The following is a 14,325-nucleotide window of genomic DNA, read 5'->3' on the forward strand; positions in this document are numbered from 1 at the left end:
CTGGTTGAACGCCTCGACTTTCATGATTATCGGGGGTCCGACAGTCTACGCGTCACGTCGGTCAATTGCTCTCTCCACGCACTCCGTGCGTTCCGGCCGATCACTGGCTCCCGTGAGCGGTGGTCTTCAACCGGGATCCAGGCGGACGAGCGACGGGTTCAGTTCCTCGTTGGCCTGGTAGGTGACGAACAGGGCTCCGTCGGCCACTGCGAGTCCCGCGATCGGGCGTCCCTGTGATGGGTACGTGAATCGTTTGGGTCCCTCCCCGAGCGGTCCTGGTCCGAGACGGTAGGCCTCAACGGTCTCGCTGTTCGGGACGTATACCCGGTCACCGGCGCCGACGGGCGCGGCCGAGTCGAGATCGATATCGGTGCCGCGTTGCCACAGGCGCTCTCCGGTCCCTCGGCTCCGAACCGTGAGTCCCTCCCAGCCTGCAGAGACGAACTCGCCATTGAGTACGACCGGAGCGTGCGCGGACCATTCTCTCGGCACGGTCCAAGCGACGGCCCCGCCGGAGTCGGAGTAGTCGTATAGCACTCGCGCGCCATTCCTCGTTTGGACGAAGACCTTGCTGCTATAGGGAGCGACTGATCGTACGCTCGGGCCGAGTTCTTCACGCCACTGCTCGGCCGGTCGCTCGTTGTGACTCCCTGGCAACTCGAACGTTGCTACGGAACCGCTCCGTGTACCTACGTAGAGTACGTCGTGCTCGACAGCGAGGGAACTGATCGTTCCGAAGAGATCCGCACGCCAGGTCGACGTCCCAGTCGCCGGGTCGATTCTGTGAACCACGCCGTTTTCGCTCCCCGCGAAGACGAACCCAGCGCCGTCCTCACCGACGACGTGGGGCCGAGAGACGACGGGTTCCTCCTCGAGTGACCATTTTCGTTGCCCGCTTTCAGCCTTGAGCGCGTGTACTGTCCGTGTCTCGTATTCCGTAACGTAGACGCTCTCTCCGTGGACGGTGGGGACTGACGGCCATCCGTGACCCGCCGTTTCGAACCGCCAGCGCACGTCTCCAGTGGCGGCGTCCAGCGCAACGAGCCCGCCCTCGACCGAGAGATAGACGCGTCCGCCGGCGATCACCGGCGGTCCGCCGGCCGTACCTTGGTCCGCTCGCCAGGCTTCGGTGTACCCCTCGCGCGGTGCGACGGCCTCGCGGCTGTAGGCCGTGTTTCTCGCGTCGTATCGGGGGAGCGGCCATTCGGTGTCGGCGTCCTCTCCGGCGTCGGCTTCGACCTCGCCGCCGTCTAGCAGGGTGATCCCCGCGATGCCTGCGGCACCGATCGCCCCCGCCGCAGCTAGTAGTCGTCGTCTGGAGGGCATCGGCTACGGCTGTTCCGTCGAAAACGTAAGTGTTCCGAACACTCTCGACCCTTTCCCTGACGGGTTATTCAACCATCGAGCGCTTCTCTGACAGCACCGTCCGCTCGAACGAACACACGACTTCGTCGTCCTGGTTGCGAGCGTCGACGGCCATCGTGACGACGCCGCGCTCGCCGTCGGAGGTCTCCCGCTTGTCGAGTACCGTCGTCTCCGCACGGATGGTGTCGCCGTGGAAGACGGGCGCGGGGTGTTCGACGTCGTCGTAGCCCAGGTTGGCGACGATGGTCCCGTCCGTCGTCTCGGGAATCGTCATCCCGACCGCGAGAGACATGGTGTAGAGGCCGTTGACGACGCGCTCGCCGAACTCCGTCTCGGCAGCGAACTCCGAGTCGAGATGGATCGGCTGCTGGTTCATCGTCAGGTCGCAAAAGCGCTGGTTGTCGCTCTCCGAGATGGTTCGCGAGCGGGGGTGTTCGATGGTCTCGCCTACCCTGAATTCTTCGTAGTACTTCCCGGGCATACGAACTGTCTCTTCGTCGGCTCGTGGCAAAGGTCTCGGGGATTCTCAGAGGAATCGGAACGTCTCGAGGTTCTGCGGGGCGAAGGTGCGCATGTTGAACTCGTGGTAGAGCCCGGAAGACAGGTCCTGCGTCGCGGATTCGTCGCCGTGGATGCAGAGCACTTTCTCGGGGCGGGGGTTCATCGTCCGGACGAAGTTCTCCAGGCCCTGGCGGTCGGCGTGGCCGGAGAACCCGTCGACGGTCTCGACGTTCATCTCCATCGAGACGGTGTTCGTCCGACCGGTGCCGTCGCCGACCGGAATCTCGTTCTGGCCGTTCTGAATCCGGCGTCCGGTCGTTCCCTGGGCCTGGTAGTCGACGAAGACCATCGACGAGTCCGGGTCGGGGCCGAGGTGTTCGAGCCAGGACGTGATCGGCCCGCCGGTGACCATCCCCGACGTGGAGAGAACGATACAGGGCTCGCCGTCGGCGACGGCCTGGCGTTCGTCCTCGCCGTCGTCGATGTGGTTGAACTGGTCGGCGAGGAACGGGTTCTCGTCCTCGTCGAAGATGCGGTCCCGGAGGTCGTCGCGGAGGTACTCGGGGTAGGTCGTGTGGATGGCGGTGGCCTCCCAGATCATGCCGTCGAGGTGGACGGGCATCTCCGGGATGTCGCCGTTACGCATCGCCTCCTCTAGGACGAGCATTATCTCCTGGGAGCGACCGACGGCGAAGGCGGGGACGAGCACCGTGCCGTCCCGCTCGTAGGTCTCGTTGATGACGCGCTTGAGGTCGCGTTCGGAGTCGCCCTGGTCGGTCTGGTAGTCGTTGCGCCCGCCGTAGGTCGATTCGAGGACGAGCGTCTCGACGCGCGGGAAGTCGTTGACCGCGCCGTCGAACAGCCGCGTGTCGTCGTAGTGGATGTCACCGGAGAAGGCGACGTTGTAGAGGCCATCGCCGATGTGGAAGTGCGACACGGCGGAGCCGAGGATGTGCCCGGCGTTGTGTAGCGTCAGCTTGACGTCCGGCGCGATGTCCGTGACGTCGCCGTACTCGATGGGGACGGTGTGCTTGATCGCCTCGCGGACCATCTCGGAGTCGTAGGGCTGGGTGCGACCTTCCTTCGAGGCGGCGTCGATGTAGTCAAGCGTGAGCAGTCCCATCAGGTCCCGCGTCGGTTCGGTACAGTAGATGGGGCCGTCGTAGCCGTGCTCGAACAGCAGCGGGACGAACGCGGAGTGGTCGAGGTGCGCGTGGGTGAGCACGACCGCGTCGATGGACGTTGCGCCCGACCCGAGCCCTTCGGGGATGTGGAGGTAGGGCATCTCGTCCTCGGCACCGGGCTTGTCGCCGCAGTCGACGAGGATCCGTGTATCCGGCGTCGAGAGGATGAACGCGGCGCGGCCCACCTCGCGACAACAGCCCAGCGTCGTGATCCGGACCCACTCGTCGTCGGACATGGGTTCGCGGTGGATCTGGCGGCCGACGCGTTCGAGGATGTCCCGGCGGTCCTCGCGCTCCTGCTTGAGGAAGTTGCGGACGTTCTGGGCCGTCGAGGACTCGATGGGCGGCGTCCGGACGACTTCCGGCGTCCAGCCGACTTTCTGTGTTATCTCCCGGAGGGTCGCGCCGTGGCGACCGATGACTATCCCGGGCTTCTGGGCCTCGATGACGACCTCGCCAGTGTCGGCGTGGAAGTCCAGATCCGTGACGCCTGCCTCCTCGGGGATGACGTCCGAAATCTCTTCGCGGGCCTGGTCGGCCGGTGAGAGCACCTCGGGGTCGGGACGGACGGTGATCCGCTTGCGGAGTTTGCTCGCGAGCCGACGGATCAGGTCCCCGTCGCTGGCGAACTCCCTGGGATCCCGGGTGTAGATGACGAGTTCGGGCCCTTCGTATTTCACGTCGGAGATGGAGATTCGGTTCGGAACCTCGTCGGCGATCGTTGCGCGGACCGTCTCTAGCTGCTTGTCTACCGTACTCATGACTCAGACGCGATTGTGGCGGTTCCCGGGGCGGCTGGACCCGACGACCAGCGTGACCCAGGTTCGACACGGTCTAGGAACATCATTGAAACTCTGTAATCGGCTCTCGGTAACGTCTCCGGACCGTCGAACGCCCGGAAAACCGGCCTATGGTTCAGCGTATCTCCTGCCAATATAAAAGCCTTCGCAATACAGAGTTTCCGATGGCCGACCGGCTGGCAGTCGGTAGACAATTGCCCAGTGGAGACGAATCGTCGCTATGCACGTGACGCGAGAGACAGTCCGCGACCAGCAGAACTGGGTCGCGGAGCGAACGCCCGTCGTCACCGAGCTGATAAACGAGACGCGCGCGGGCCTGGGTGACCACTTCGACGTCGACGTCGACACCGTCACCGTGGACCAGGTCGACGACGCGGTCGACGCCGTCTTCGCCGACGGCGACCGCGCGGTCAACGTCGCCGCCATGATCGCTATCCTCCGCGACCTCGACGTCGTGGGCGACTACCCGGGGTTCGTCGTCGACGAACTGATCGGTCGGGAACTCGCCGCGACGATAGCCGGCGACCAGCCCCTGCGACTGCTGGCCGAGGCGACGTTTCACTACGCCGACGTCCGAACCCACGGCGACCTCGATGACCCCGAGGACCCGGAGGATCCGGGTGACGGGGCGGGACTCGACGACCTGGACGCCGCACTGGCCGCCGGTTTCCAGACGCGCTTGCCCGGGTGGTCCTGGCGCGAGCGTCCCAGCCCCTTCGCACTCGAAAGCGAGTGATAGTGAAGCACGTGACAGTGCCGTCCCCACTCTTTTCCTTTCCCCCTCCGTGGGGCGGATATGGACACCATCGGGATCGTCTGCGAGGCCGACCATCCCGTATTCGGGCGGGCGGCCGAACGTCTCGCAGCACGCGGGTTCGGCGTCGAGTTCTTTGCACCAGGCGAGCCGCTCGGGGGGCAGGCGCTCGACGACCTCGACGCGCTCGCTAACACCGTGCTCAGCCCCTGGTCGTTCGCTGTACTCGGCGAAGCTGACCGGGCCGGCCTGGAGACCTGGAACGGGTACGCACCGACGACGATGCTCTCCTGCCGGCTCCTCGCCCTGCACGCACTCGACCGGCTGGGCTGTCAAGTGCCGTCGACCGGACCGTCCGAAACCGACGGCGACGCCGTCGAACGAGCCCGGTTTCGCTGGGACCAGCCGACGGCTGCGCGGGCGGACGTCCTCGTCGAGCGCGTCCGGACCGAACCGGTGACCTACCGGTACTACGCGGTCGACGACGGCGTCGAGACCCACGTCCACGCGATGGTCGTCCGGTCGGAACTGGACGGCTACCGGCCCGCCGCCGAGGAAGCCGACGTCGACGTCGAACTGGCCACCCGCGTCCGCGAGTTGCTCGACCGGTTCGGGGCCCGGACCGTGGCCGTCGACTTCGTCGCGACGCGGGAGGCGTTCTACGCCGTCGACGTCGACCCGGCCCCGGACTTTTTCGGTACCGACCTGGACCGACGCATCGCTGACTCGATCGCTTCGCTGGCGACCATCGGCGCTTGACCCCACCCCCGGAGTCCTCCCTGTCTGCGAAGTCTCCTCCCCCCTCCCCCTGACCCCGAAAACAGCGCCCGGGCCGGTCCCGGTGGAAGATGATGGATAGGCGGGGCACCGGCCCGGGCATTCCCTGGTGGTCCCGTCATCTGACTTAAGGGTTCGGCTGGTGACCCTACCCACGCGGGGTGGGAATGAAAGGGGCTGGTCTCTCGACGAAGGCGGACGCAGCAAGCACCGCAGGAGTGAGCGAGCGAACGACGAGGAGCGCAGCAAGGCCCCCGAGTCGAGAGGCCAGGGGCTTTCAAGTTGCTATCGTCGGTATCTTCTTTCGGATCCCGGTGGGCTGTGACTCTTCCCAGGCGTGCGAAACACAGCGCGTTTATTCCCCCCACGAATCAATACCAGGTATGACCGACGAGCAGGACCTGGGAATCACGAGTTCGAAGTCCCACCAGACGGGTGACTGGTACGCGGAGGTCGTCCAGAAGGGAGAGATGGCGGACTACGCACCCATGGGCGGCTTCATCGTCACGCGTCCGCGCGGGTACGCGGTGTGGGAACGGCTGCAGGAGAACCTCGACGGCTGGTTCAAGGAGACTGGTGTCCAGAACGCCTACTTCCCGCTGTTCATCCCCGAGAGCTACCTGGAGAAGGAGAAGGACATCGTCGAGGGGTTCGATCCCGAGGTCGCGTGGGTCACCCACGGCGGCAACGAGGAACTTGAGGAGCGACTGGCGGTCAGGCCCACCAGCGAGTCCATCATCGCGCCGTTCCTGGCCCAGTGGACGCGCTCGCACCGCGACCTGCCCCTGCGGCTGAACCAGTGGTGTTCGGTCGTGCGCTGGGAGGCCACGGAGACCAAGCCGTTCTTCCGGACGAAGGAGTTCCTCTGGCAGGAGGGCCACACCGCCCACGCCGACGAGGAGAGCGCCTGGGACGAGACGATGACGCGCCTCGACCAGTACGAGCGCCTCTACGAGGAGGTGATGGCGATGCCCGTCATGAAGGGCCGCAAGCCCGAACACGACAAGTTCCCCGGCGCGCACACGACGAGCACCGTGGAGGCGCTGATGCCCGACGGGAAGTCCGTCCAGGGCGGCACCTCCCACTACCTCGGCACGTCGTTCGCGGAGGCGTTCGACATCGAGTTCGTCGACGAGGACGAGGAGATGCAGACGGCCCACACCACCTCGTGGGGGCTCTCCTGGCGCGCGATGGGCGCGCTCATCATGACGCACTCCGACGACCAGGGTCTCGTGCTCCCGCCCGCGCTCGCACCCGAGCAGGTCGTCGTCGTCCCCATCTACTCCGAGGACACCCAGGAGGAGATCCTGGAGTACTCCGCCGACATCGCCGCGGAACTCGACGAGGCGGGCGTCCGCGTCCACCTCGACGACCGCGACCACCGCAATCCCGGCTTCAAGTACAACGACTGGGAGCTCAAGGGCGTCCCCCTCCGCATCGAGGTCGGTCCCAACGAGATGGAAGACGGGGAGGTCACCTTCTCCCACCGGCCCGACGGCGAGTCGGTCACCGAGAGCCGCGAGGACCTGCCCGCGACGGTCGAGGAGCAACTCGACGCCGTCTTCGCCAAGCTCTACGCCAGCGCCGAGGAGACCCTGGAAGGGGAAATCCGCGAGGCCGAGTCCCGCGAGGAGATTCTCGGCACCCTCGGCCAGCACGGCGGCTACGTCCAGTGCGGCTGGTGCGGTGACGAGGCCTGTGAAGAGCCCATCAAGGACGCCATCGCCGCCGAAATCGTGATGGTTCCCCTCGACCGCGACGAGGAACCGATCCACGACGACTGTGCCATCTGTGGCGAGGAGGCCGAAGAGACGGCCTACTTCGCGAAGAGCTACTAGCATACCGCGCAAACGGAGTGAGCGCGGTTTCACCGAGGCGAGCGGAGCGAGCCCTCGGCGGTTTTCCCCGACGTTTTGCGAGGAGCGGTGCCCGCAGTGAACGAAGTGAGCGAGGACACCCGACGAAGTAAAAGGTCGGCGTACTTCGCGAAGAGCTACTAGTTCCCACGTCGCGACCTGTTTTCTCCGCGATTCGTTCTTCCGGGAGCGGGGCCGTTCGAAGCCCACGGCGTAGGGATAACCGCTGCTGTTCGCGGACGTGCCTTCAGAGAACCGACCGCCTGAACCGTCCAGTCGGACGAGTTGGGGAGGGAGCGTGTGACATTTCCGGCGCCCCCAGGGAATCGTGTCCCGCCATCCCGTATAAATCACCGTCAGACTTCAGTCGGACGAACGGCAGACTGTGGGAGCTTTCCTCACCGCCCTGGCCCCGACGATATCACGAAACTGCCGATCTATCACGATAGATTGTTCCTTAATCGTATAATAGGTGACCTTATTAGTCTAAATGGACTTAAGAACTAAAACAAAACTGCCCCGTTCCTCATGGTTTGTCAGCCATTCGGCGAACGAATTCCGATTCACTTTTAACTCCATTATACAAACGTCCAGTTATGGCAGACGACGTCAATCCGTTCGAGAGCTTACAGGAACAGGTCGACGACGCTGCGGCGTACCTCGACATCGACGAGGGCATGCTCACTCGCATCAAGAACCCGGAGCGCATCCTCGAGACGAACCTCTCCGTCGAGATGGACGACGGCGACATCGAGGTCTTCCGCGCGTTCCGCTCGCAGTTCAACGGCGACCGCGGGCCGTACAAGGGTGGCATCCGCTACCACCCGCAGGTGTCCCGCGACGAGGTAAAGGCCCTCTCGGGCTGGATGGTGTACAAGTGTGCGACGGTCGGCATCCCGCTGGGCGGCGGCAAGGGCGGCATCATCATCGACCCCGACGAGTACTCCGAGGCAGAACTGGAGCGGATCACCAGGTCGTTCGCGAAGGAACTCACGCCCCTCATCGGCGAGGACCGGGACGTCCCCGCGCCGGACGTCAACACCGGTCAGCGCGAGATGAACTGGATCAAGGACACCTACGAGACGCTGGAAAACACCACCGAGCCTGGCGTCATCACGGGCAAGGACCTGGCCTCCGGCGGGAGCGAGGGCCGCGTCGAGGCGACCGGCCGTTCCACGGTCATCGCCGCGCGCGAGGCATTCGACTACCTCGACAAGGACGTCGAGGGCGCCACCGTCGCAGTCCAGGGCTACGGAAACGCCGGCTGGATCTCCGCGAAGCTCATCGAGGAGATGGGCGGGACGGTCGTCGCCGTCTCCGACTCCAGTGGCGGCGTCTACAACGAGGACGGCTTCGACGCCGTCGCCGCGAAGGACCACAAGCGCGAGACCGGGAGCGTCGTCGGCTTCGAGGGCGCCGACGAGGAGATCACCAACGACGAGCTGCTCCAGCTCGACGTCGACCTGCTGATTCCGGCGGCCCTCGAGAACGCCATCACCGAGGATATCGCCCAGGGCGTCGAGGCGGACGTCATCTCAGAGGCAGCCAACGGCCCGATCACGCCGAAGGGCGACGACGTGCTCGCCGACAAGGACGTCATCGTCGTGCCCGACATCCTGGCCAACGCCGGGGGCGTCACCGTCTCCTACTTCGAGTGGGTCCAGAACCGACAGCGTTTCTACTGGGAGGAGGAGCGCGTCAACGACGAACTCGAATCGATCATCGTCGAGCAGTTCTGGAACCTCGTAGACGCCTACGAGGACCACGACCTGCCGACGTTCCGCAACGCGGCCTACGTCGTTGCGCTCCAGCGCGTCGTCCAGTCGGCCGGGGAAGGCGGCGTCTGGCCCTAGCCGGCCGTCTCCCTGCCGGCCTGCGCAGATAACTCTCCAGATACTTTGACGTTCGAACAATTCCAATACTCAGTTACGACTATTTGTCGACATCAGGTTGAAGTTGGTTCCCGTTCTTTCTTCTCCCGTGGCTGGCTGCTCCCCGTCGACTGCGATCGCCGGTCCGATCGTGGTGATTTACCGTGATAGATATATATGGCCTTAAATGTGATAGTACAACCCTAATACCTTCAGGAGTACGCTCTTTATCGATGGAATCAACGTACGGGTAGATGACTGGAGAAGACGCTACTGGTGAGGCCACGGGCGCCGCAGGGCTCGCGGACCCCACCGACGAACGGTCGAACTGTGGCGTCGGGGTCGTCATGGACCTCGACGGCGGCTCCGAACACTGGGTCGTACAGGACGGGCTCGAACTGCTCGCGAACCTGGAGCACCGCGGCACCACCGGTGCCGAGGAGAACACCGGCGACGGCGCCGGGATCATGCTCCAGTTGCCCCACGAGTTCTTCGTCGAGGAGGTCGACGAGGACCTGGGCGAACCCGGCGAGTACGCCGTCGGCACCCTCTTCCTCCCGCAGGACCAGGACGCCGCCGCAGAACTTGTGGGCGTCGTCGAGTCCGCGTTCGCCGACGAGGGCCTCGACGTCGTCGCCTGGCGAACCGTCCCCACGAACAACGAGGAACTCGGCGCGACCGCACTGGAATCCGAACCGTCCGTGATGCAGGTGTTCGTCCGCTCGACCGACGGGCTGACCGGCGAGGCGTTCGACCGACGCCTGTACGTCGCCCGGCGCGTGCTTGAGAACACCGTCGAGGCGGAACAGCCGCCCGGTCACGAGCGCTTCTACGTCTGCTCGCTCGACCGCGAAACCATCGTCTACAAGGGGCTTCTCACTGCCGAGCAGCTACCGACGTACTTCCCCGACCTGACCGACGAGCGCATGGAATCGACGTTCGCACTCGTCCACGCGCGTTTCTCGACGAACACGCTCGGTGCCTGGCACCTCGCCCATCCGTACCGGAACATCATCCACAACGGCGAGTTCAACACCATCCAGGGCAACATCAACTGGATGCGCGCACGCGAGACGGACATCGCGAGCGAGGCCTTCGGGGACCGGTCGGCGCGAAGCGCCGACGAACGAGCGAGCGGTGACGAACCGCGAGCAGAGATAGAGAAGATCAAGCCGATCATCGACGACCCCGAGCAGTCCGACACCGCCAGCGTCGACAACGCCCTCGAACTCCTGCTCCAGGGCGGTCGGGACCTCCCCCACGCGCTCCGGATGCTCGTCCCGGAGGCCTGGCGCGGCGAGTTGAACGACGTCCAGGGCGACCGTCGTGACTTCTACGACTACCACGCCTCGCTCGTCGAGCCGTGGGACGGCCCCGCGCTCGTCGCGGCGACCGACGGGGAACGCATCGGAGCCGTACTCGACCGAAACGGCCTGCGCCCGTGCCGCTACGACGTGCTCGCGGACAACACGCTCGTGATGGCCTCAGAGGCCGGCGCGCTCGACCACAGCCCGGAGGAGATCGCCGAACGCGGGCGACTCCAGCCAGGCCAGTGTTTCCTCGCTGACCCCGCACAGGGCCGCGTCATCCCCGACGAGGAAGTGTTCGAGGACATTACCGACGAGAAGTACGGCGAGTGGGTCGCCGAAGAGCAAGTTCACCTCGACGACCTCACCGACCGGGCTGACCCGCTTCCACGCGCAGCAGTCGACGACCTCCGGAGCCACCAGGCCGCCTACGGCTACACGTACGACGAGGTCGACCACCTCATCGAACCGATGGCCCACAAGGGCAAGGACCCCGTCGGCTCGATGGGCGACGACACGCCGCTGTCCGTCCTCTCGCAGTTCAACCGACCGCTGTTCACCTACTTCAAACAGCTCTTCGCCCAGGTGACGAACCCGCCGCTGGACAACATCCGCGAGGAACTCGTCACCTCGCTGGAGTCGCGACTCGGCTACCAGCGCAACATCCTGGACGAGTCGCCCGAACACGCCCGACAGCTCGTGCTCGACTCGCCGATTCTCACCGACGAGGAGACGACCGCGATCAAGGAACTGGACGCCAACGGCCTCTCGACGGCCGTCGTCGACATCACCTACGACGAGAGCGAGACCGACCTCGAAGCGGCCGTCGAGTCCGTCCGCGAGGAGGCGACCGACGCCGCGACCGAACACGACGTCGTCGTCCTCTCGGACCGGGCTGCCGGTCCGGACCGGGTTCCCATCCCGAGCCTGCTCGCCGTGGGCGGCGTCCACCACCACCTCGTCCGCAACGGTCTGCGCAACCACGTCGGTCTCGTCGTCGAGTCCGGTGACCCGCGCGCCACCCACCACGTCGCGACGCTTGTCGGCTACGGCGCCGGCGCGGTCAACCCCTACCTGGCTTACCAGACCATCGAGGACCTGGTCGCCGGGCCGGACGGCGCCGACACCGACAGGGCGATCCGGTCGTACGTCAAGGCCGTCGAGGACGGTCTGCTGAAGACGATGGCCCGCATGGGCATCTCGACGGTCGAATCGTACCAGGGCGCCCAGATCTTCGAGGCCGTCGGTCTCGACTCGGACTTCGTCGCCGAGTACTTCGAGGGCACCACCTGCCGCACCGGCGGCATCGACGTCGAGGACGTCGAGGAGGACTTGCTCCATCGTCACGAGGTCGCCTGGAGCGACGATGACCCGGAGATGGAGCGCCAGGGCGAGTACGAGTTCCGCTCGAACGGCATCCACCACCAGTGGAACCCGAGCACCGTCGGCGCGCTCCAGCAGGCGGTCCGCACCGGCGACTACGAGCAGTACCAGGAGTTCGCCGAGCAGATCAACGACCAGCAGCAGAACCTCCAGACGCTGCGCGGGCTGCTGGAATTCGACGACGGGTCCCGGGAGTCGATTTCCATCGAGGAGGTCGAACCAGTCGAGGACATCGTGAAACGGTTCGAGACGGCCGCGATGAGCCTCGGGAGTCTCTCGCCGGAGATGCACGAGAACAACGCCATCGCGATGAACCGGCTGGGCGCCACCTCGAACACCGGCGAGGGCGGCGAACCGCCGGAGCGGTTCGGCACCGAGAAGGAGTGCTCGACCAAGCAGGTCGCCTCCGGCCGCTTCGGGGTCACCTCTGGCTACCTCACGTCGGCTGACGAACTCCAGATCAAGATGGCCCAGGGCTCCAAGCCCGGCGAGGGTGGCCACTTACCGGGCAAGAAGGTCAACGAGATGATCGCCCACGTCCGCCACTCGACCCCGGGCGTCGGCCTCATCTCCCCGCCGCCCCAGCACGACATCTACTCCATCGAGGACCTCAAGCAACTCATCCACGACCTGAAGGCCGGCAACCCGGAGGCCGACATCAACGTCAAGCTGGTCGCCGAGGACGGTATCGGCACCATCGCCGCCGGCGTCGCCAAGGCCAACGCCGACGTGGTCCACATCTCGGGCCACTCCGGCGGCACCGGCGCCTCGCCCAAGACGTCCATCAAGAACGTCGGCCTCCCGTGGGAGCTCGGACTCTCCGAGGCCAACCAGATGCTCCGCGCGACGGGCCTGCGCTCGCGCATCAAGGTCACCACCGACGGCGGGATGAAGACCGGCCGCGACGTCGCCGTCGCGACGCTGCTGGGCGCCGAGGGGTACACCTTCGGGACCGCGTCGATGGTCACCTCCGGCTGCGTGATGGCCCGCCAGTGCCACGAGAACACCTGCCCGGTCGGCATCGCCACCCAGAACGAGACGCTCCGCGAGCGCTTCCCCGGTGAGCCCCAGCACGTCATCAACTACATGACGTTCGTCGCCGAGGAACTCCGGGAGATAATGGCCGAACTCGGCTTCGCCACCGTCGACGAGATGGTCGGCCAGGTCGACGTCCTCCGCCAGCGCGACGACGTCGAGAACCCCAAGGCGAAGAAGCTCGACCTCTCCGGATTGCTGGCCGAACCCGCGGGCGACGACGACGCCTACAAGACCCGCGAGCAGAACCACGACGTCGACGAGCAACTCGACTGGGACCTCGTCGACGCGGCCGAACCCGCGCTCGAACGCGGTGAGCCGGTCACTATCGCGACGGACGTGGACAACGCTGACCGCGCCGTCGGCGCGACGCTGTCGAATCGCATCACCCGGGCCCACGGCGTCCCCGGACTCCCGGACGACACCATCCAGGTCGACTTCGACGGCTCCGCGGGCCAGTCCTTCGGTGCCTTCCTCCAGAGCGGCGTCACGATGAACCTCGTCGGCACCGCCAACGACTACGTCGGCAAGGGTCTCTCCGGCGGGAAACTGATCGTCCGGACGCCCGAGGCCGCCGGCTACGACGCCGCCGAGAACATCCTCGTCGGTAACGTCGCGCTCTACGGCGCGACCGACGGCGAACTGTACGTCAACGGGATGGCCGGCGAGCGTTTCGGCGTCCGCAACTCCGGCGTCAAAGGCGTCGTCGAGGGCGTCGGCGACCACGGCTGCGAGTACATGACCGGCGGCGCCGTCGTCGTTCTCGGGGGAACGGGCAAGAACTTCGCGGCCGGCATGTCCGGCGGTGTCGCCTACGTCTACGACCCCGACGACGAACTCGAACCGAAGGCCAACACCGGGATGGCGTCGCTCTCGACGACGCTCGAACCGAAGGACGAGGCCATGATCACCCGACTGGTCGAGAACCACGCGGCCTACACCGACTCGGACCGCGCGAACGAACTCCTCGACGACTGGGACGAGGCCGTCTCGGACTTCGTCCGCGTCCTCCCCGACGCCTACGCGGAGATCATCGCCGAGGGCGACCGCCACGACGTGCGCAACGAACTGCCCGAGGCCGCGACGCCGACCGCCGACGGCAACGACGCCGACTTCGCCGCCCAGAGCGACGACTGATAGTGGTGGTTGTAATTCTTTACCGGTGTCTCTTCGCAACCGGCCGGTTCAGCTCCGATTCACCACTGGTAGTGTCTGCCCCTTGAAAATAGTTACAACCACCACTATGAGGGACCGGACAGCTCCGTTCGTTCGCTTTCGACTGTTTCTGCACGTGCCCAATCGTGGGCTCGTTCGATCGGCCCGAGGACGTTCGATGTGTTCGAGATCGTGGTCACGGCGACGGCTTTGCCACCCTCTGGTCGATACGTCGCCGACCGTTAGCAACCGTTTAGTGAAGACGGGTCGGAAAATCTGAATCACTCGACGCTTCGCTCGCTCAGCAGGGGCTGCCCAGCAGGCCCCAGGCTACGCG

8 protein-coding genes are annotated in these 14,325 nt (G+C 65.6%); 5 read left to right on the forward strand and 3 right to left on the reverse strand.

Annotated elements, in window-relative coordinates; genetic code table 11:
- Positions 1-126 precede the first annotated feature (126 nt).
- The 3 genes from AC5FRV_RS01415 to AC5FRV_RS01425 form a co-directional block, all read right to left on the reverse strand.
- Positions 127-1,326 (reverse strand): outer membrane protein assembly factor BamB family protein, encoded by a 1,200-nt coding sequence (locus tag AC5FRV_RS01415; RefSeq protein WP_493559339.1) that lies wholly within the window; start codon positions 1,324-1,326, stop codon positions 127-129.
- A gap of 64 nt (positions 1,327-1,390) precedes the next feature.
- Positions 1,391-1,846 (reverse strand): MaoC family dehydratase, encoded by a 456-nt coding sequence (locus AC5FRV_RS01420; RefSeq protein WP_493559340.1) that lies wholly within the window; start codon positions 1,844-1,846, stop codon positions 1,391-1,393.
- Positions 1,847-1,891: 45 nt separating this feature from the next.
- Positions 1,892-3,811 (reverse strand): beta-CASP ribonuclease aCPSF1, encoded by a 1,920-nt coding sequence (locus AC5FRV_RS01425; protein WP_493559341.1) that lies wholly within the window; start codon positions 3,809-3,811, stop codon positions 1,892-1,894.
- Between the two features lie 259 nt (positions 3,812-4,070).
- Here AC5FRV_RS01425 and AC5FRV_RS01430 point away from each other — a divergent pair, with 259 nt between their 5' ends.
- From AC5FRV_RS01430 to gltB, 5 genes are all read left to right on the forward strand, one after another.
- Positions 4,071-4,586: a DUF7984 family protein gene (locus AC5FRV_RS01430; protein WP_493559342.1), complete on the forward strand. Its 516-nt coding sequence runs from the start codon at positions 4,071-4,073 to the stop codon at positions 4,584-4,586.
- A gap of 60 nt (positions 4,587-4,646) precedes the next feature.
- On the forward strand, positions 4,647-5,363 hold the full coding sequence (locus AC5FRV_RS01435) for a hypothetical protein (RefSeq protein ID WP_493559343.1): 717 nt from the start codon (positions 4,647-4,649) through the stop codon (positions 5,361-5,363).
- A 401-nt stretch (positions 5,364-5,764) separates the two neighbouring features.
- Positions 5,765-7,219, forward strand: coding sequence for a proline--tRNA ligase (proS, locus tag AC5FRV_RS01440; RefSeq protein WP_493559344.1), 1,455 nt, complete (start codon positions 5,765-5,767; stop codon positions 7,217-7,219).
- A gap of 614 nt (positions 7,220-7,833) precedes the next feature.
- Positions 7,834-9,090: a Glu/Leu/Phe/Val family dehydrogenase gene (locus AC5FRV_RS01445; protein ID WP_493559345.1), complete on the forward strand. Its 1,257-nt coding sequence runs from the start codon at positions 7,834-7,836 to the stop codon at positions 9,088-9,090.
- Between the two features lie 272 nt (positions 9,091-9,362).
- Complete coding sequence (gltB, locus tag AC5FRV_RS01450; RefSeq protein WP_493559346.1) at positions 9,363-13,970, forward strand: glutamate synthase large subunit; 4,608 nt, start codon at positions 9,363-9,365, stop codon at positions 13,968-13,970.
- Positions 13,971-14,325 lie beyond the last annotated feature (355 nt).

Source organism: Halomicrobium sp. HArcel3 (assembly GCF_058933135.1).

Bases quoted from the DNA above. Each gene is read 5' to 3' on its own strand.
- AC5FRV_RS01415 (WP_493559339.1), bottom strand. From the start codon at position 1,326: ATGCCCTCCAGACGACGACTACTAGCTGCGGCGGGGGCGATCGGTGCC.
- AC5FRV_RS01420 (WP_493559340.1), bottom strand. From the start codon at position 1,846: ATGCCCGGGAAGTACTACGAAGAATTCAGGGTAGGCGAGACCATCGAA.
- AC5FRV_RS01425 (WP_493559341.1), bottom strand. From the start codon at position 3,811: ATGAGTACGGTAGACAAGCAGCTAGAGACGGTCCGCGCAACGATCGCC.
- AC5FRV_RS01430 (WP_493559342.1), top strand. From the start codon at position 4,071: ATGCACGTGACGCGAGAGACAGTCCGCGACCAGCAGAACTGGGTCGCG.
- AC5FRV_RS01435 (WP_493559343.1), top strand. From the start codon at position 4,647: ATGGACACCATCGGGATCGTCTGCGAGGCCGACCATCCCGTATTCGGG.
- proS (WP_493559344.1), top strand. From the start codon at position 5,765: ATGACCGACGAGCAGGACCTGGGAATCACGAGTTCGAAGTCCCACCAG.
- AC5FRV_RS01445 (WP_493559345.1), top strand. From the start codon at position 7,834: ATGGCAGACGACGTCAATCCGTTCGAGAGCTTACAGGAACAGGTCGAC.
- gltB (WP_493559346.1), top strand. From the start codon at position 9,363: ATGACTGGAGAAGACGCTACTGGTGAGGCCACGGGCGCCGCAGGGCTC.